The 17,629-nt window shown below is 67.2% G+C and carries 17 protein-coding genes and 1 pseudogene; 4 read left to right on the plus strand and 14 right to left on the minus strand.

The genetic code is table 11. The features are described from left to right. Nucleotides 1-2 precede the first annotated feature (2 nt). On the plus strand, nucleotides 3-764 hold the full coding sequence (locus ACFP6A_RS02390; RefSeq protein ID WP_379601250.1) for an SDR family NAD(P)-dependent oxidoreductase: 762 nt from the start codon (nucleotides 3-5) through the stop codon (nucleotides 762-764). Nucleotides 765-796: 32 nt separating this feature from the next. Here the strand turns inward: ACFP6A_RS02390 and fabG are convergent, their stop codons facing one another. The 13 genes and pseudogenes from fabG to ACFP6A_RS02455 all read right to left on the minus strand — a co-directional run bounded on the left by fabG (nucleotide 797) and on the right by ACFP6A_RS02455 (nucleotide 14,188). Further along, nucleotides 797-1,564, minus strand: coding sequence for a 3-oxoacyl-ACP reductase FabG (fabG, locus tag ACFP6A_RS02395; RefSeq protein ID WP_379601251.1), 768 nt, complete (start codon nucleotides 1,562-1,564; stop codon nucleotides 797-799). 85 nt (nucleotides 1,565-1,649) lie between these two features. Next, a complete protein-coding gene (locus tag ACFP6A_RS02400; protein ID WP_379601253.1) occupies nucleotides 1,650-2,621 on the minus strand; it encodes a phosphotransferase family protein in 972 nt (323 codons plus the stop codon). Between the two features lie 74 nt (nucleotides 2,622-2,695). Further along, nucleotides 2,696-3,529 carry an acyl-CoA dehydrogenase family protein gene (locus ACFP6A_RS02405; RefSeq protein WP_379601451.1) on the minus strand — a complete coding sequence of 278 codons (834 nt, stop codon included), beginning with the start codon at nucleotides 3,527-3,529 and terminating at the stop codon, nucleotides 2,696-2,698. A 45-nt stretch (nucleotides 3,530-3,574) separates the two neighbouring features. Beyond that, nucleotides 3,575-3,856 (minus strand): annotated as a pseudogene (locus ACFP6A_RS02410) (acyl-CoA dehydrogenase family protein); the annotation flags it as partial. Further along, a complete protein-coding gene (locus tag ACFP6A_RS02415; protein ID WP_379601255.1) occupies nucleotides 3,853-5,049 on the minus strand; it encodes an acyl-CoA dehydrogenase family protein in 1,197 nt (398 codons plus the stop codon). The pseudogene ACFP6A_RS02410 and the gene ACFP6A_RS02415, both read right to left, overlap by 4 nt. Continuing rightward, nucleotides 5,046-6,095 (minus strand): MBL fold metallo-hydrolase, encoded by a 1,050-nt coding sequence (locus ACFP6A_RS02420; RefSeq protein WP_379601256.1) that lies wholly within the window; start codon nucleotides 6,093-6,095, stop codon nucleotides 5,046-5,048. The genes ACFP6A_RS02415 and ACFP6A_RS02420 overlap by 4 nt, the downstream gene beginning before the upstream one ends. Nucleotides 6,096-6,141: 46 nt before the next feature. Next, nucleotides 6,142-7,371: a phenylacetate--CoA ligase family protein gene (locus ACFP6A_RS02425; protein WP_379601258.1), complete on the minus strand. Its 1,230-nt coding sequence runs from the start codon at nucleotides 7,369-7,371 to the stop codon at nucleotides 6,142-6,144. Then, entirely contained in the window at nucleotides 7,368-8,162 is a 795-nt protein-coding gene (locus tag ACFP6A_RS02430; RefSeq protein ID WP_379601260.1) for an ABC transporter ATP-binding protein, read from the minus strand. The genes ACFP6A_RS02425 and ACFP6A_RS02430 overlap by 4 nt, the downstream gene beginning before the upstream one ends. 27 nt (nucleotides 8,163-8,189) lie before the next feature. Then, nucleotides 8,190-9,395, minus strand: coding sequence for an ABC transporter substrate-binding protein (locus tag ACFP6A_RS02435; RefSeq protein WP_379601262.1), 1,206 nt, complete (start codon nucleotides 9,393-9,395; stop codon nucleotides 8,190-8,192). A gap of 100 nt (nucleotides 9,396-9,495) precedes the next feature. Continuing rightward, nucleotides 9,496-10,554: a branched-chain amino acid ABC transporter permease gene (locus ACFP6A_RS02440; protein WP_379601264.1), complete on the minus strand. Its 1,059-nt coding sequence runs from the start codon at nucleotides 10,552-10,554 to the stop codon at nucleotides 9,496-9,498. A gap of 3 nt (nucleotides 10,555-10,557) precedes the next feature. After that, nucleotides 10,558-11,442 (minus strand): branched-chain amino acid ABC transporter permease, encoded by an 885-nt coding sequence (locus ACFP6A_RS02445; protein ID WP_379601265.1) that lies wholly within the window; start codon nucleotides 11,440-11,442, stop codon nucleotides 10,558-10,560. Beyond that, nucleotides 11,439-13,346: an AMP-dependent synthetase/ligase gene (locus ACFP6A_RS02450; protein ID WP_379601266.1), complete on the minus strand. Its 1,908-nt coding sequence runs from the start codon at nucleotides 13,344-13,346 to the stop codon at nucleotides 11,439-11,441. Before ACFP6A_RS02450 ends, ACFP6A_RS02445 begins: the two co-directional genes overlap by 4 nt. Before the next feature lie 29 nt (nucleotides 13,347-13,375). After that, complete coding sequence (locus ACFP6A_RS02455) at nucleotides 13,376-14,188, minus strand: ABC transporter ATP-binding protein (RefSeq protein WP_379601268.1); 813 nt, start codon at nucleotides 14,186-14,188, stop codon at nucleotides 13,376-13,378. A gap of 573 nt (nucleotides 14,189-14,761) precedes the next feature. On the opposite strand from ACFP6A_RS02455, the gene ACFP6A_RS02460 reads away from it, so the two are divergent. Continuing rightward, a complete protein-coding gene (locus ACFP6A_RS02460; protein WP_379601270.1) occupies nucleotides 14,762-14,962 on the plus strand; it encodes a hypothetical protein in 201 nt (66 codons plus the stop codon). Nucleotides 14,963-15,022: 60 nt separating this feature from the next. On the opposite strand, the gene ACFP6A_RS02465 is transcribed toward ACFP6A_RS02460, so the two are convergent. Next, nucleotides 15,023-16,537, minus strand: coding sequence for a M20/M25/M40 family metallo-hydrolase (locus tag ACFP6A_RS02465; RefSeq protein WP_379601272.1), 1,515 nt, complete (start codon nucleotides 16,535-16,537; stop codon nucleotides 15,023-15,025). A 139-nt stretch (nucleotides 16,538-16,676) separates the two neighbouring features. Between ACFP6A_RS02465 and ACFP6A_RS02470 the strand changes: the two genes are divergently transcribed. Both ACFP6A_RS02470 and ACFP6A_RS02475 read left to right on the plus strand, forming a co-directional pair. After that, nucleotides 16,677-16,976, plus strand: coding sequence for a type II toxin-antitoxin system VapB family antitoxin (locus ACFP6A_RS02470; protein ID WP_379601273.1), 300 nt, complete (start codon nucleotides 16,677-16,679; stop codon nucleotides 16,974-16,976). Continuing rightward, nucleotides 16,969-17,628, plus strand: a complete 660-nt coding sequence (locus ACFP6A_RS02475) for a LytR C-terminal domain-containing protein (RefSeq protein WP_379601274.1) — start codon at nucleotides 16,969-16,971, stop codon at nucleotides 17,626-17,628. The genes ACFP6A_RS02470 and ACFP6A_RS02475 overlap by 8 nt, the downstream gene beginning before the upstream one ends. Nucleotide 17,629 lies beyond the last annotated feature (1 nt).

Genomic DNA, 17,629 nt, shown 5'->3' on the forward strand with positions numbered 1-17,629 from the left:
CCATGACGCTCGATGAGTTGTTCGGCCTCGCGGGTCGCACGGCCCTGATCACCGGAGCCAGCCGTGGGATCGGTGAAGCGCTGGCTCAGGCTCTCGACGCCGCCGGTGCACGAGTCGTCCTCGCGGGCCGCGACCGTCAACGGCTCGAGCAGGCCGCCGCGTCCCTCCAGAACAACCCCCTCGTGCTCACGGCCGACCTGCAGACTCCTGAGGGCCCCACGACCCTGGCCCGCGAGGCCCGTGCCGCCGCAGGCACCATCGACGTGCTCGTCAACAACGCCGGTGGATCCTGGAACGAAGCCCTCGGCGACGTGGACGACGAGACCTGGGCGCGCACCATCCAGACCAACCTCACCGCTGCCTTCATCCTCACCCGGGAGCTCGTGCCGCCCATGGTGGACCGTGGCTGGGGTCGCGTGATCAACGTGGCGAGCGTCATGGGCCTGGTCGGCGACACCCACTCCAGTGCCTACGCCGCCAGCAAGGGCGGAATGATCGCCATGACTCGCTCGCTCGCGGCCGAGCTCGGCCGTGGCGGGGTCACCGTCAACGCTCTGTGCCCGGGTTGGGTGGAGACTGACCTGGTCAGCGGCCTACGCTCCGACCAGCGGTTCGAGCAGCGCGTCGTCCGGCGCACGCCCGTCCGTCGCTGGGGGACGCCGGCCGACATGGCTGCCGCGGCGGTCTTCCTGTCCGGCCCTGGAGCGGCGTTCATGACTGGACAGACCCTCGTCGTCGATGGGGGCCTGTCGGCCACCTGGTGATGCTGACGGCCATCCATGACGGCGCAACGTCCTCATGCCTTCGGTCCTCCAGCAACGTAGAGGACTTGACCGGAGACGAAGCCGGCACGGTCGCTGACAAAGAACGACACGGCGTTCGCCACGTCCTCCGGTACGCCGACCCGGCCGACCGGGATCTCCTCGGCTGCGGCGGTCTTGAACTCCTCGAACGAGAGGCCGATCCTGGCTGCTGTCGCGGCAGTCATGTCGGTCTCGATGAATCCCGGCGCAATGGCGTTGGCGGTGACGCCGAACTTGCCCAGCTCGAGGGCTAAGGTCTTCGTGAACCCCTGCAGGCCCGCTTTGGCGGCGGAGTAGTTGACCTGCCCGCGATTGCCGAGCGCGGACGTGCTTGAGAGGTTGACGATGCGCCCCCAGCCGGCCTTTGTCATGAATCCTTGGGTGGCGCGAGCCATGAGGAACGAGCCTCGCAGATGCACATCCATCACGGCGTCCCACTCCTCGACCGTCATGCGGAAGAGCAGGTTGTCCCGGATGATGCCAGCGTTGTTCACCAGTACCGTCGGCTCACCGAGTTCTGAGACGATCCGCTCGATGGCGTCGTGCACGGCGTCTTCGTCACGGACGTCGACGCGGACCGCCAGGGCCCGGCCACCTGCCGCCTGGATCTCCTCGACCACGGAGTAGCACGCCGACTCCTCGAGGTCGGCTACGGCGACGGCGAGGCCATCGGCTGCGAGACGCCGGGCGATGCTGGCACCGATACCTCGCGCTGCGCCGGTCACAACTGCTGTCCGGCTCGTGGTGGTGGCTGTGGTCATGCGACACCTTCCGCAGGGTTGTGGTTAAAGGACGGGACGATGCTCGAGCCAGGAGCAGGGCGTCCCACAACGGCATAGTCCATCGTCACGGCCTCGTGAGTGTTCGGTGGGCCAGTTCCAGGTAGGACTGCACCGCGTCCCGCGGCGAGTACTGAGCCTGCCCGAGCTCACCCGCAGCGCGCACGCGGTGATCGATACCCGCGGAGACCACGGCGATCTTGTAGTAGGCCAAAGCCATGTGAAAGTCCCAGTGGGCGAGCGCGACGCCACCCGCGGCCTCGTACTGAGCCGCAAGTGTTGGCACGTCCGGCAGACGGGGGCTCGACCAGGCACCGGGGGCGCCGAGGATGAGATCGAGCGCTGGGTCGCGGTAAGCGCACATCATCGCCACGTCGGCGATCGGGTCTCCGAGGGTGGACAACTCCCAGTCGACGACTGCCGCGATCCGAGTCTGTGACCCAGGCGAGCCGGTGCCGAGGTCCACGATGGTGTTGTCGATGCGGAAGTCGCCGTGCACGATGCTGCTGGTCTTCTGCTCCGGCATCGCAGCGGCGAGCCGCCGGCTCACCTCACGGGCCAAGGGGTCGAGCGCGTCGGCTCCGACGATGTCCCACTGCCCGGACCAGCGCTTGAGCTGACGCTGCGCGTAGGCGTCTGGCCGACCGAATTCCGACAGACCGATGGCGTGGTAGTCCACTTTGTGCAGGGCCGCCAGTGTCTGCACCAGGCGGTCGGCGAGCGTGGAGACGACCTCGTCGTCCAGCTCATCAAGCTCAGCCCGGGTCTGGATGGATCGTCCCGGGACGAACTCGACCAGGGTGAACGGTGCACCGATGAGGGACTCGTCCGTGCACAGCGCCACAGCCCGGGCCACGGGGACGTCGGTCCGCAGCAGACTCGATGTCACGCGAAACTCCCTCGCTACATCGTGAGCCGACGGCGTCCGTCCGGCACGAGGGGGAGTGCGCAGCACCCACCGACGGGTCCCGTCGGTGAGAAGGAACGTGAGGTTGGAGCGACCGCCGGTAATCAGGCGGGCACTGATCGGACCGGCCACGGCTTCGCCGGCCCCTTCGAGAACCTTCGCGACGGCCGCCAGCTCGGCACGGCTCAGGAGCGCCGGAGCCGTACTCACGAGATCTCTCGTCCTGGAGGAGCGGCAACTGGGCCGCCGTCGGCGGACCCTCCATCCGCCTCGCCTGAACCGACCGGCAGATCGACCAGCTCCGCGAGCCGAGACCGGTGCTCCCCGGGCTGGCCAAATGCGAGCTGATCAGTCTTGGCCCGCTTGAGGTAAAGATGCACGGGATGCTCCCAGGTCATGCCGATGCCGCCGTGCAGCTGCAGCGCCTCCTCCGCAGCCGTGACGGCGACACTGCCGCAGTATGAGGCGGCGACGGCGGTCGCGACCTCGGCGTCACTGTCGCCGACGGCCAACGTGGCCGCGGCGTACCGGGCCGCCGCGGTGCCCGACTCCACGCTGACGTACAGATCGGCGAGACGGTGCTTCAGCGCCTGGAAGCTGCCGACCGGCCGTCCGAACTGGCGGCGCTCGCGCAGGTACTCGACGGTGGTCGCCAGACACCACGACGCGATACCGACTTGTTCGGAGGCCAGCATCGCGGCACCGGTCCGGAGCGCGGCGCGCAGGCTGCCTTCGCCATCACCTCGCACACGTGTACCCGGCGCCGCCTCGAGGACGACATCTGCCAACTGACGCGACATGTCCAGGGAGACAACGGGATTGATCCTCGCACCGGCAACAGGTACCGCGTAGATCGCCAAGCCGTCGGACTCGTCGACTGGAACGAGCAGGACGTCGGCCTCCAGCGCTCCGGCGACGTTCGGCACGGCGCCGGTCACAGTGCCCCCGGTGGCTGAGAGGTGGGGCAGCGCGCCGTGGGGAGCAGTGGTGAACGGAACCGCGAGCGCAGCCGTCGTCCCGCCGGTGGCGAGGTCGGCCACCACGGAGTGGCCAGACCCGATGACGGCCACAGTCGCGACGACGGCGCTGGTGAGAAACGGGACCGGCGCAACCACTCGGCCCAGCTCCTCACAGACAGTGGCGACCTCCCGGGCCGACGCACCGAGGCCTCCCTCGGCCTCGGGTACCAGCAGTCCCGCGAGTCCGAGGTCCTGAGCGATCGTCTTCCAGAGCGGTTCCACGACCGTCCGGTCACCGTCGTACATGGCGATCACGGCAGACGGAGTCACACGATCCCGGAGCGCGTCGCGGACCGTGCGGCGCAGGTCGTTCTCGACGTCGGTGTACAGCAGGTCCAGCTCACTCACTTCGCCAGCTCCTTGAACGGGATCTCACGGTCGACTCGAGGCTCCGGCGGGAGGCCGAGCACACGTTCGGCCACGATGTTGCGCAAGATCTCCGACGTGCCGCCCTCGATCGAGTTCCCTTTCGCCCGTAGGTAGCGGTACCCAGGGCCGCGTCCGAGGAAATCGACCTCGACCGGCCGCCGCAAGGTCCAGTCGTCGTAGCGCAGCCCCTCAGCACCGAGCACTTCCAGCTCCAACCCACTGAGCTGCTGGGCGAGCCGCGCGAAGGTCAGCTTCATCGCCGATCCCTCCGGTCCAGGCTGACCTGCCACGAGCTTCTGGCGCAGTCGCTGACCCGTCAGGCGAGCCGCCTCGGACTCCACCCACAGCTGCATCAAGCGGTCGTGCAGATCGGGCCGTCGCCGAGCCGGGTTCGAGCGCCACGCTGCCGCCGCCACTCCGACCATGCCGCTCTCCCGCGGCACCGGACCGCCGCCGATGGCGATCCTCTCGTTGTTCAGCGTGGCGTTGGCGACCTTCCACCCCTCGCCGACGGCGCCGATGCGGTTGGAGTCCGGGATACGGACACCGGTGAGGAACACCTCGTTGAACTCAGCTTCCCCGGTGATCTGACGAAGGGGACGCACCTCGATCCCGGGGTCGGTCATGTCACAGATGAAGTAGGTCAAGCCCGCATGCTTAGGCAGACTGGGGTCGGTGCGTGCCAGGAGGATGGCGAGGTGAGCGTTCTGCGCGGACGAGGTCCAGACCTTTTGCCCGTCGACCACCCAGTCCTCCCCGTCGCGCACGGCTCTCGTGGCCACGGCAGCCAGGTCAGACCCTGCGTTCGGTTCGCTGAACAGCTGGCACCAGATCTGCTCGCCTGTCCACAGCGGGCGCAGGTAGGTGTCGAGCTGCTCCTCAGTGCCGTAGGCGAGAAGCGTGGGCGCCGCCATGCCCAGCCCGATCACGTTGACCCGCGGATGATTGTCGGGCGCACCGGCCTCTTCGAACATGGCGTCCACCATGGGCTGCAGCTCCCGCGGCAGCCCAAGTCCACCGCGGCCCACCGGGAAGTGGACCCACGCGAGCCCCGCGTCGAAGCGAGCTCGCAGGAACTCGATGCGGTCGGTGGTCATGGGGTCGTGGTTGGCCAAGAAGGTGGCGACCTGCTCGGCCAGCCTGGCCACGGCGTCGTCGGTGCTGGGGCTCATCGTGCCTCCGGGTCATCGTGGGTCCATTGCGGCAGCTGGTAGCAGTGGGCACCCGCGTCAGCGCCCTGGTTGAGACGCCGCTGCGCGACCAGGAGCCGCAGGTGCGCATCGGTCTCGAGCACCGCCAGCATGGCGTTGAAGGGGTCTAGGTCGGCAAGCGCGAGGCCACGGCGGGTCCAGGGGATCTCAGTGGCGACGTCTGCGGCGGTGCGACAACCCCCCGCGACGAGCTCCTCGCACCGATGCAGGCGTTCCTCGTGGTGGGCCAACAGCTCATCGACGCGTTGATGCACGCTGGTGGTCACCTGCCCGTGCGCAGGAAGAAGCATCATGTCGGGCAGCGCACGCACCTTGGCCAAGGAGGCGAGGAAGTCACTCAACGGTAGCGGGGAGGGCACTGGCTCGAAACCGATTGACGGAGTGATCGTCGGCAGCACGTGGTCGCCCGCGAACAGCACGCCAGAGGCAACGTCGGCGAAGACGTAGTGGCCGCGGGTGTGCCCCGGCGTGGCGAGGGCAGCCAGCGTGCGGGCGCCGAGACTGATCTCAACGTCTCCCTCCAGCCAGTCGTCAGGCTCTTGCCAGAGCTTGGGGTCGACGCTGTGTCCAGCGGACTCGGTGCGCCATGCTTCAGCCAGGTCTCGCGCGCCGGCCTGGACCAGACGGCGGTACTGGGACTCGACCACGCTCCGCCCCGCGCCGAAGTACTCGATGGCGTCGCGGTCACCGATGCCCAAAGTCACCCGGGCGCCGAACTCCTGGCGCACAGTGACTGCCTGCGTGTAGTGGTCTCGGTGCGCGTGGGTCACTAGAAACCTGGTGACGTCACCGACCTCGTGCCCCAGGCTGCGCAGCGCGGCGTCGAACGCGCTCCGTGACTCCTCAAGCGCCCACCCACCGTCGATGCACACCAGAGCGGCGGGAGTGCGGATGAGATAGACGTTGACGGCGCGCAGGGCGTCGTTGGGCAGCGGCAGCGGGATCCGGAACACTCCCTCAGCGACCGGCTCTGCCGTCGGCTCGGTCCAAGCCGCGCGAGCGCTCACCAACGCGCTTCTTCCGGCGAGGGGACATGCCATGCCAGTGGCCGCCTCATGCCTGCCAGATCTCCCGTGCGTCGACGAGCAGCGGGGACTGGGGGTCGAGCTCCGAGACGATCTCGACGTCGGCGCGCAGCTTGATCTCCTCCCGCAGGACGCGCACCAGCTCCGCCTCCTGCTGCGCACCAAGCGGCTCGGCGATCTGCAACGTCAACGTGTCCTGCCCCGCCGTCCGCCCGATCACGAGTCGTCCTGCATCGAGACCGCAGCGGGACAGGGCGGCCCGTACCTGGTGCTCGTAGACGAACATGCCTCTGACCTTCACCCCCGGCCCTACCCGTCCGAGCACACCGGCGATACGAGGTGAGGTGCGCCCGCACGCGCAAGGCTCGCGGCTGACGATCCGGGTGAGGTCCCCGGTCGCCAACCGCAGGAATGGGTAGGTGGGCGAGAAGGTGGTCACCGTCACCTGGCCCAGCTCGCCGTCCGTCACCGGATCGCCAGTAGTCGGATCGAGGATCTCAACCACCTTGTCCTCGGTCAGATGCATGCCGCTGCGGGCGACACACTCTCCGGCCAAGTACCCAAGATCGGCAGTACCGTACAACTGGGAGACATGCCCCCCGCGCGACTCCAGCACCGCTCGCTCGTCCTCGGTGAGCTTCTCTGCGGCCACGCAGGCGGTTCTGAAGTGCCAGTCGGCTCGCTCCACCAGAGTGGCTAAGAACGACGGAGTTCCCATGTAACCGGTGACCGGTACGTCCTTGAGCAGCCTCGCTTGCTGTTCGGTATTGCCTGTGCCCGCTGGGATGACGACGCAGCCCAGTGACAACGCTCCGGACTCGAAGGCGTGCCCGGCCGGGGTGAGGTGGTAGGCGAAGGTGTTGAGGACGATGTCGCCGCGCGTCAGCCCGCCGGCCCGTAGGCCTCGGGCGAAGCCCCCGATGTCCGTGGTGCCCAGCTGCGCGTCGTAGATCGGACCTGGCGACATGAAGATCCGGGAACTGGCCGTCAGGTCACCGATGAAGAAGCCCCCGAAGGGCGGCTCCTTCGCCTGCAAGGTCACTAGGTCGCTCTTGGCGATCGGTGTCAGACGGCTCAGGGCGTCCACGGTGCCAAGCTCCGACGGCGTCAGGCCAGCCTGCTCCAGCCGGTTTCGCCACGCGGGCGCTGCGTCCCACAACCGGGTGAGCAGTGCACCGATCCTCTGTCGCTGGTCCTCGCGGCGCTGCTCCGGGGTGCGGGTCTCGTCGGGGTCATCGTGGAGGGACGAAGGGGTCATCCGAGCCACCTCTTTCGGCGCCGGTAGGTCTTGACGTCTCGGTAGCTCTTGCGCTCGCCCACACCACTAAGGCCCAGGTAGAACTCCGCGACGTCCTGGTTCTCGCGCAGCTTGTCGGCTGGGCCCTCGAGGACGATGCGCCCGCCTTCGAGCACGTAGCCGTGGTCAGCGATCTTCAAGGCGGCCTCCGCGTTCTGCTCCACCAGCACGATGGTCACGCCTTCCTCGCCGTTCAGCCGTGCGACGATCTGGAAGATCTCCTCCACGAGGACGGGCGCTAGGCCCAGGCTCGGCTCGTCGAGCAGCATCACCCGCGGATGCGCCATCAGGGCCCGCCCGATGGCAAGCATCTGCTGCTCGCCCCCCGACAGGAAGCCGGCCCGCTGGTTGCGACGGTCAGCGAGTCGGGGGAAGTAGCCGTAGACCATGTTCAGGTCGGTGCGACTCTTGTGCATAGAGCCGACGGTGTATCCGCCGGTGAGAAGGTTCTCCTCGACGGTGAGGTGCTCGAAGACACGGCGTCCTTCGAGCACCTGCACAATGCCCTTCCGAACGATGTAGTCGGGCGTACGCCCGTCCAGGGAGTCCTCTTGCCAGGTGATCCGGCCTCGAACCACCTCGCCCCGTTCGTGAGCGAGGAGGCCTGAGACTGCTCGTAGCGTCGTCGTCTTGCCGGCACCGTTGTTCCCGAGCAGAGCAACGATCTGACCCTCTGGGACGCTGAAGGACACTCCCTTCAGCACCAGGGCGACACGGTTGTAGACGACTTCGACGCCATCCAGCTTCAGCATTCTCAGGCCTCCTCGAAGCGCGATCCGTCAGCTAACGTCCGGCTCGTCGGAGACGGGGGGTCCGGTGACGCAGTCGGCTGTCCGTTCCCAGCCGCCGTCGCGGATCTCGTAGATGTTCACCGCACGATTGCCGGAGTGATCCGTCTCGGTGATCGTGATCGGGCACGTCACGCCGTACCCCTCGAATCCTTCGATCGACTCCAACGCCTGCTTCATCACCTCACCGGTCACCTCGCCGTCGTCACCGACGATCCCCAGAGCCTGACGGATCGCTTCCTCGATCACCGTGGCGATGTAGAGGCCGTTGCCGTACAAGGAGTTGCTCTCGAGGACGGGATTGGGCTCGGTGCCACTCTCCTCCCAGTAGTCCCTCAGCATCGTCACGGCCTCGGGTTCGTCGCTCGGCAGCTTGGACATCGATGTACCAAACTTCCCCTCCATGCACTCGGCCCCGGCGCCTTCGATCTCGTTCTGGGTGATGGCCCAGTGCCAGGCGCCGACCGGCAGGTCAGGTGCCTGCTCGCAGAGTCCCTTGAGCAACAGCACCGCCTGCCCGAAGATGGCAGCGTGCAGCAGCACGTCGGCGTCCAGAGCGACGGCGTCACGCACCTGCGCATCGACATTCGCTGCGGCGGCCGGAATGACCACTTCGCCGGCGAACTCAGCACCGAGCTGCTCGGCTGCGTTCTGCACGCCAGTGCAGTACTCCCGGCCCGGCGGCGGCTCCCACGCGACGCAGCCGATGCTGATGTCGCTGCCCAGCTCCTCGACCTGCTGCTGCACCATGGCCGTTGCCTGGTGCGCGTACAACGGACCAGCGGGGAAGGCATAGGGGAACTGCTCACCGTCCACTGTCTGGAGGTTCCCCTGGCCCGGGAAGATGATCGGGATCTTGGACTGCTCTGACACCGGCGTCAAGGCATCGCTGGTCGCGGTGCCCTCCACCGCGACCAGGACGGCGCCGGACTGCTGGAACTGGGCGAAAGCCTCCAGGGCCGGCGGCACCTCGTACCTGGTCTCGATCTCCTCGACCCGCACCGTCCTCCCGTTGATGCCACCGTTGGCGTTCACCATCTCGAACCAGTCGTTGACGGCCTCACCCACGCCCTCGCCAACATTGGCAATGGCCCCCACCCGGGCACCGGCAACACCGATCACGATGTCCTCGCCGGACCCTTCCCCTTCGCTCCCGCCGCCCGAGTCCGCACCGCAGGCGCTGACTAACAGGACCAAGCCGAGGACCCCCGAGACGCTCCTCGCAAGTCTGCGCTTCATAACCTCTCCAATCATCGGTTCATCGGTAGTCCGAGACTTCTGTGAGCCCGCCACGCCGTCAGTAGGAGAAGGGCCACATCCGGAAGTAGTCCTTGATGTTCCGGAACAGGCCGTAGAGCCCTCGCGGCTCCAGAATAAGAAAGAGCAGGATGGCAACTCCGAAAAGCAGCGTGAGCAGATGCACCTCAATGCTTGGCGAAAGGTCAATGCCAACGGCGGGCAGCATGTCGCGCAGCCAGATCGGCAGCAAAGTGATGAAAGCGGCCCCAAGGATGGACCCAGGGATCGAGCCGAGACCACCCACGAGGATCATCGCCAGGTACTGCACTGACAGCGCAAACGTAAACACCTCCGTGGAGATGAGACCGGCGTTGTAGCCGTACAGCACCCCAGACAACCCGGCGATCGCCGAGGAGATGAAGAACGCCAGCAACTTGTACCGCAGCGGCGAGACCGCCGATCCGGCGGCAGCGATGTCCTGGTCTCGAACCGCTATCATCGCGCGACCGGTTCGCGAGCGCACAAGGTTCTCCACGAACATGACGACGAGCGCGAGGGCAGTGAGCACCAGCAGGTACTTGCCCACGGGCGTCAGCGTGTCAAAGGGGCCGATCTGGATGGGGTCGAAGATGACAATGCCCTGATGCCCGCCGGTGATGAAGGTCCAGCTCGTCAGAATCCACTGCACGATGTACTGGGCGGCCAGCGTCGCGATCGCCAGGTAGAGGCCCTTCACTCGAAGTGAGGCGACGCCGAAGATGAGCGAGAAGACGCCTGCCGCCACCATGGCAACGGGGATGGCGACCCAGAACGGCGCCTCAGCCCGCGAGATCAGCAGCCCGCTGGTGTAGGCCCCTACAGCCGCGAACGCCGCGTGTCCGAGCGAGATCTGGCCTGCGTAGCCGACGAGCAGGTTCAGGCCGGTCGCCCCTATCGCTGCTATACCGACCAGCGTCAGCACCGTCAGCCAGTACTGCGACGCGATAAGTGGAACCGCGACGAATGCCGCTGCGATGACAGACAGGATCCACACCTTGCGATAGGAGGTGTCGTAGATCGCAATCTCTTCTGAGTACGTCTCGTGGAACCGCCCGGTCTCCATGGCGATGAGTGCCATCTGTCAAACCCTCTCGATCTGGGGCCGGCCGAACAGGCCGTGGGGACGGACGAACAGCACGAGAAGCAGAAGTATCAGCGGTGCTACGGTGCTGAACCCGGCCCCGAGGTAGACGTTGAGGTAACCCGCGGACAGGCTCTCCACCACGCCCACCACGATCCCCCCCACGACTGCGCCGACGATGGACTCCAGGCCGCCGAGGATGACCACAGGGAAGATGAGTGCGCCAAGGACGACGAGTCGACTCTCCACCCCGAGCAGGGACCCCCACACGAACCCGCCAAGTGCGGCGACCCCGCCGGCCATCGCCCACGAGACAGCATTGACCAGGCGAATGTTGATGCCGAGTGACTGAGCGGCCACGCGATCGTCGGAGATCGCCTGCATGGCAAGTCCGAGGCGGCTTCGGGAGAAGAAGAGGCCAAATGCTCCCAGAAGCAGCAGCACCATGACCGCCGACCAGAAGGTGGTCGTGGGGATGGATATACCCAGCCACTCGTACCGCGCCTGATCGATGAGGGGCGGGATCGAGCGAAGACCATCACCCCAGATCATCGGCACCAGTCCGCGGATGACGGAGCCGAGAGCGATGGTGGCCATGACCAGAGCGAGCATCGACTCGTTCTCCAGTGGTCGCAGGGCCAGCCGCTCGATGAGCATGCCGACGACGACCATGGCCAGGACCGCGACGGGTATCCCGATCCAGAAGGGCATCCCCAGGTCAGTGAGGAGCCATGCGACCATGAAGGCTCCTAGCAGCACCACCTCGCCTTGCGAGAAATTGATGACACCACTGCCCTTGACGACCACGACGAACCCGATCGCCAGCAGCGCGTAGAGCATCCCGACGAAGACGCCGTTGACCGCCAGCTGCATGAACTCGCTCATCCGGCCGGAACCTCCTTGGGCTGCACTGCGCCGATGGGAACGTCGACCAGGTGCAGCTTCGTGTGGATCTGCACTTTTCGGCCGTCTCGGTAGGTCACCTCGGCATCGACCTCGACCTCGTTGCGATCGGAGTAGAGACCGTCAATGATGAAGGCGTAGTTCTGCTCGACCTGAGCACGGCGCACCTTGCGGGTCCGAGTCATCTCCGCGTCGTCAGCATCGAGCTCCTTGTGCAGGATGGCGAGCCGCGGTACGCGCATGAACGGCGGCATCTCGGAGTTGACTCGCTCCGTCTCCGCCCGGATCAGGTCGATCACTTCCGGCCGTTGGGAGAGGTCTGTGTACGTCGTGTACGGGATCCTTCGAGCCTCGGCCCACTTACCGACGACTTCGCCATCGATATTGATCAGTAGCACCGGGTGGTCGCGCCCATCGCCGAAACAGACTGCTTCTCGCACGTATGGGGAGAACTTCACCTTGTTCTCAATGAAGGTGGGACTGAAGCGCTCTCCCGACGTCAACGTCGCAACGTTCTTGGACCGGTCGACCACCACCAGGTGGCCGTCGTCGTCGAGATACCCTTCATCCCCCGAGCGCAGCAGGTCCCCGACGAAGGCCGCGTCGGTGGCCGCCTCGTTCTTGTAGTAGCCCGCGAACACGCTCGCCGAACGGTGCGCGATCTCGCGATCCTCGGTGATCACGATCTCGACACCGGGGACCGGACGGCCCATGGTCTCGGGCTTCATCTTGTCCCAGTGCGTCGTGGTGATGCCGACCTCGGTCTGGCCATACACCTGCTTCAACGGGATACCGAGGGCATGGAAGTACTTCATGACGTCGACTCCCAGGGCGGCTCCCCCCGAGTAGACCCTCTCGGCCCGGAGGAGACCCAGATGGTCTCGCAACGGCCGGAACACCAGAAACTCCGCGATTGCGACCTGGACGCGCGTCCATAACCCCGCTCTCTGCCCACGGTAGAAACGCTCGGCACGCCGCTGCCCGACGTTGATGCCCCAGTGGTAGATGCGCCGCTTCAGCCGAGTCGCCTCGCTGATCCGGACCTCGATCCAGGAGAGGTAGTCCTCCCACATCCGTGGCGATCCGAGAAGCTGGTGCGGGCCGATCTCACGGATGTCGTTCCGCAAGGTCTCGGGCCCTTCGGCGAAATTGAGCCGGTAACCCTCGAGGATATGGCCTGCAGTGGAGAAGTAGCGCTCCCCCGCCCAGGCCAGCGGCAGGAACACGAGGCGCTCGTAGTCGGGCTTCATCGGCTCGGCGAGGAAGAAGTTCTTGACGCCTGCGATGACGTTGAGGTGGGTCATCATCGCGCCCTTGGGCTGCCCGGTCGTCCCCGAGGTGTACATGAGAATCGCGACGTCGGAGTTCTTGCCCCTCGACACGATCTCGCGGTACTCCTGCGGATGCTGCTCCGCCCGGCGAGCACCCATCGCCAGGACCTCGTCGAAGAAGGTCGCCATCTCGGGGTCGTACAGCGACATGCCGCGCGGGTCACAGTAGATGATGCGCCGGAGCCCGGGCAGGTCATGCTGCACCGCGAACAGCTTGTCAGCCTGCTCCTGGTCGCGGACCACGACGACCGGGCACTCGGCATGGCGAACGATGAAGGCGACCTCGTCGGGAGACGACTCCGGGTAGAGGATCACGCCGGCACCCTGCAGGGACTGCACGGCCATGTCCGCGATCAGATGCTGCGGCCAGTTGTCCCCGATGATTGCCACGTTCTCACCCGGGCGGAGACCCAGCTCCAACAAGCCGAGCGCAAGGCGCTCGACACGCTCGCCGTACTCCCGCCACGTCATCGGCTTCCAGATCCCGCGGTCCTTCACGCGCAACGCGACCGTGTCAGGAGTGTCGCCAACACGTTGCAGCAGCAGCTGCGGCATGGTCTCGGTGGGGTAGGTTATCGACTCGGTCATCGGGCGCTGGCCTCGCCGGTCAGGCTTTCGGTAGACGCACCGATGTAGGCGCTGATCACTGCTGGGTCCGTCCGCACCTGGTCTGGTGGGCCGTGAGCGATGAACTGTCCGAAGTCGAGGACCGAGACCCGATCGGAGATGTCCATGACGACACCCATGTCGTGCTCGATGAGGATGACACTGGTCGGTCGCTCCTGGCGGAGCTCGAGGATGTAGCGCGCCATGTCTTCCTTTTCTTCGACGTTCATGCCAGCCATCGGCTCGTCGAGGATCAGCAACCTCGGTTCCTGCGCCAGCGCTCGGCCGAGATCGACACGCTTCTGCAGCCCGTACGGAAGGAGGCCAACCGGTGTGTTGCGAATGTGCGGCATATCGAGAAAGTCGATAAGGTCCTCCACCACCGCACGCTGCTGCAGCTCCTCGCGTCGCGTGCGGCCGTAGAAGATGCCGTTGGACAGCGCGCCAGCCTTGAGATACCGATGCCGTCCCAGCATCAAGTTCTCAATGACGCTCAAGCCCTGGAACAGCTCGATGTGCTGGAAAGTACGCGCGACGCCCAGCTCGGCGACGCGGTGAGCGGGTCGCCCCATGATCTCCTGACCGAAGAGCCTGATCCGTCCCTGCTGGGGGTGGTAGAACCCGGTGACGCAGTTCACCAGGGAGCTCTTGCCGGCACCGTTGGGCCCGATGAGCGCAGTGATCTCGCCAGCGCCTGCGGTCATCGACACGCTCTTGAGCACGGTCAATCCACCGAAGCGCAGACTCACGTCGGCCACCTCGAGTGCGGTGTCGTGACCCGGGTCCACCATCAACTCCTCGGATGATTTTCGACTCTACCGTCTGACGCAGAAGTATGCGGGGGCCACGTCAGGTTGCGCAAGGGTTTCGGGCACGTTGCGCCTCTGCCAGCGGCGCAGAAGGCGCCAGTGGCGGCAGGGGGCCTGCCCAGGTGCGCATGCCGAGTACGGCGTCCAGCCCGTCGTGAGTCGGGAGGAGCACCGCGCCATGCCACCGCCACCGGGCGGGTGGAGCTGGGACGTCTCGACGTTGCACCAGTTCGAGAGCCTGGCTCCCACCCGGGCAAGACCGTGGCGGCACCGGGTTCCCAACGCGCGCGGTCAGGGTATTGCGAAGCGAAACGGGGATCTCGGGTCACTTACGACCAAAAGGGGCACGCGGTCACGTCCGCAACGTCACCACGGAAGAGTGCGTCGTGCCAGCAGACCTCGGCGCGGGTGAGTCCGCCCATGACCAATGCCGTCTGCCGGTGCGTGACGGCGTGGCACCGCGGGAGCTCGCCGCGCAGATGGCACTGTCGGTGGTGCGGTCCACGATGAGGACGACGACCCGGGACCTGCCGGGCAGTGGACGGGGAGGACGACATGTCGAGCACGACTGACCTGACGTGGGAGTGGGCGGCGCTGGAGACCCGAGACTGCGTGACCTGCGGCCGAACGATGCCGTTCGAGCTCGTCGACTGCGTCGACGGTCACGGCGAGGACTGCCCGGACCGGGTTTGCGTCGGCTGCGGGACCGTCCTGGTCGTCGGACCGGCCCCGCTCGGCCAGCGCCGCAGCGCCTGACCGAACGGGGCCAGTCCCGGCCGTCCTGACCGGCGGGCGGGCCGGCCGGCCAGGTGGTCCTCACGCGACGGTGGGCACCACCTCGTGCGCGTCCACAGCGTCCTTGGCTGGATGGGGCTTGCCGGACTTGCCGGCGCTGCGCTTGCCGTTGATCTCCGAGGTGTCCGTCGCGAGCGACATCGTCGCCGCGGCGATCGCCTTGGACATGATCTCCAGTGCGGTCCCGTCGACGTTGTCGAGGTCGTCCTCGGCGGTGTGGTAGTTGGGGTCGTAGGCCAGTCCGGCGGTGCCGCCGAACATCGCGACCTCCTCGTCGGTCTTCACCCCGTCCGCCCCGGTGAACAGCCCGGACGCCGGGACGCCGTGGACGATGAACGGCTGGTAGTCCGACCGTCCGCTGAACTCGGTGTCCACCCACGGCTGACCGATGGAGTCGAAGTAGTCGGTGAAGACCTGCTCGGTCGCCGCCGAGCCCTCCGGGACGTCGACCGGCGCCTCGTACGTCGACTGATCGGCGTCATAGACCCCGATGACGTAGTTGGGCGAGCCGACCATGTCGAAGTTGAGGTACGTGGCGATCTCGTCCAGCCCGGCCGGGTCGTTGGCCGCAAGGTCCTCGACGTAGTGCCAGGAGCCGACGAGGCCGACCTCCTCGGCGCCCCACCAGGCGAAGCGCACCGTGTTGTTGAGCTTCTTGACCTCCGCGAGCTGGACGGCGACCTCGAGAATCGCGGCTGAGCCAGTGCCGTTGTCGTTGATGCCGGGACCCTCCATCGCCCCGTCGAGGTGGGCACCGAGCATGACGACGTTGTCGTCACGACCGGCCTCGGTCTCCGCGAGCACGTTGAACGTCTGCCGCTCCTCGACGAGCACCTCGATCTCCAGCGTCGCCTGCAGTCCTGGGTCCTCCCCGAGCGCCGCGAGCATCGCCTGTCCGTCCACCCCGGAAATGCCGGTTGTCGGGACGTACCCGTCGTCCGGGGAGCCGAGCGTTCCGTTGAGCGGTTCCGGGGCGTTGTTGTAGACGATCACCGCTTCGGCGCCCGCTGCGGCCGCCGCGAGCGACTTCGCCGCGAAGGTGCACGCCCCGCGGCTCACCAGGGCGATCGTGCCGGTCGCGTCCACCTCGCCCCACTCCTCGGCGCTGCACCCGGTCGCGGTCGCCGGCGTGGACAGGCCCGCAGTCAGTGGTCCGTCGGTGTTCGGTGAGTAGGACATGATCCGGCTCTCGTACGTCACGCCGTCGACGACCAGGGAGCTGGCGAGCACCTCCTCGTAGGTGAACGGGAAGTACTGCCGCTCGGTCTCGTAACCGGCGTCCTGCAGGACCTGCTCGACGTACTCGGCCGACGCCTCGTACCCCGACGTCCCGGCTGCTCGGTTGCCGCCGTTGGCGTCGGCGATCTCCTGGAGCGCCTCCAGGTGCTCCCACACAGCGTCGACCTCAACGGCCTGGGCGAGCTTGCGGGGGTTGTTCGCGTTGCCTGCGGCAGCCGCTCCAGCGGGCGCGAGCCCAGCGAGCACAAGTCCACCAGCGGCGGCCGGCGCCGCCCAGGTGTGTCGTCGTGTGCGCAACAGAGCCTCCTCGTCGTTGCCACTCCACCGCGTGGTCGTGGTCTGGGTCACACGGACCATAGGCAAAATGTCCGAATCGCGAAAGAGGTGTGGTTCTGAGGACCGCCGCCGCGAGCGCCCCCCACCTAGACTGGGAGGGGTGATCTTCAAGGCGGTGGGCCACGGGCGGCCCTACCCGGAGCACGGGTTCAGCACGCCCCGCGACTGGGCGGCGGTCCCGCCGCGTCAGGTGCGCCTGGACGAGCTCGTGACGACGAAGAGCGCGCTGGACCTGGACCACCTGCTCGCCGAGGACTCGACGTTCTACGGGGACCTGTTCGCTCACGTCGTCCAGTGGCGCGGGGTGCTGTACCTCGAGGACGGACTGCACCGGGCGGTCCGCGCCGCCCTGCAGCAGCGGCCGGTCCTGCACGCCAGGGTGCTGGTCCTCGATGACTGACCCTGGCTGGGGACCCGACGGTTCGTGGACCGAGGAGGACGAGCGCCGCTACCAGGTGCGCCGCGCTGCCGAGCGCCGAGCGGCACGGGTCCGGCGAGCGCAGACGTCGTTCTTCGCGGCCCTGGTCCTCGTCGTCCTCGGGGCCGGCGTCACCGCCGCCGGTGTCTACCAGGGCTGGTGGGCCTGGCCCCCGTGGGACGGGCAGGACGATCCCGGCACGCCGGTGGCCACCGCGACGTCCGCGGCTGCCTGCCCGACCCCCGAGGTGACCGCTGCACCGGTCGCTGACGTCGTCCTCGTCGTCCTCAACGGCACCCGGCGGCCCGGACTGGCTGCCGCGACGGCGGAGGCCCTCACCGCCCGGGGGTTCACCGTCGGGTCGATCGGCAACGACACCACCCAGGTCGAGCAGGTCGCGCTCGTCCGGCACGGCCCCGAAGGGCTGCTGCACGCCCGGACCGTCGCCGCCCAGATCGACGGGGCCGAGCTCGTGGACGACGGACGGGAGGGGACGGCGGTCGAGCTGTCCCTGGGTGCCGGGTTCACCGGCCTTCGCCCGCCGGAGGAGGCCGCCAACCTGACCCGGCCCACCCCGGTCGAGTCCCGCGCCGGGTGCGTTGTCCCGACGCTGGAGGCCGGCCAGACGAGCTGAT

This window comes from Quadrisphaera sp. GCM10027208 (assembly GCF_042658805.1).
Classification (GTDB): domain Bacteria; phylum Actinomycetota; class Actinomycetes; order Actinomycetales; family SCSIO-59966; genus SCSIO-59966.

Excerpts from the sequence above, each read along its gene's own strand:
- ACFP6A_RS02450 (WP_379601266.1), bottom strand. The coding sequence starts at position 13,346 with ATGCCGCAGCTGCTGCTGCAACGTGTTGGCGACACTCCTGACACGGTC.
- ACFP6A_RS02425 (WP_379601258.1), bottom strand. The coding sequence starts at position 7,371 with ATGACCCCTTCGTCCCTCCACGATGACCCCGACGAGACCCGCACCCCG.
- ACFP6A_RS02460 (WP_379601270.1), top strand. The coding sequence starts at position 14,762 with ATGTCGAGCACGACTGACCTGACGTGGGAGTGGGCGGCGCTGGAGACC.
- ACFP6A_RS02440 (WP_379601264.1), bottom strand. The coding sequence starts at position 10,554 with ATGGCACTCATCGCCATGGAGACCGGGCGGTTCCACGAGACGTACTCA.
- ACFP6A_RS02445 (WP_379601265.1), bottom strand. The coding sequence starts at position 11,442 with ATGAGCGAGTTCATGCAGCTGGCGGTCAACGGCGTCTTCGTCGGGATG.
- ACFP6A_RS02455 (WP_379601268.1), bottom strand. The coding sequence starts at position 14,188 with ATGGTGGACCCGGGTCACGACACCGCACTCGAGGTGGCCGACGTGAGT.
- ACFP6A_RS02430 (WP_379601260.1), bottom strand. The coding sequence starts at position 8,162 with ATGCTGAAGCTGGATGGCGTCGAAGTCGTCTACAACCGTGTCGCCCTG.
- fabG (WP_379601251.1), bottom strand. The coding sequence starts at position 1,564 with ATGACCACAGCCACCACCACGAGCCGGACAGCAGTTGTGACCGGCGCA.
- ACFP6A_RS02390 (WP_379601250.1), top strand. The coding sequence starts at position 3 with ATGACGCTCGATGAGTTGTTCGGCCTCGCGGGTCGCACGGCCCTGATC.
- ACFP6A_RS02475 (WP_379601274.1), top strand. The coding sequence starts at position 16,969 with ATGACTGACCCTGGCTGGGGACCCGACGGTTCGTGGACCGAGGAGGAC.
- ACFP6A_RS02415 (WP_379601255.1), bottom strand. The coding sequence starts at position 5,049 with ATGAGCCCCAGCACCGACGACGCCGTGGCCAGGCTGGCCGAGCAGGTC.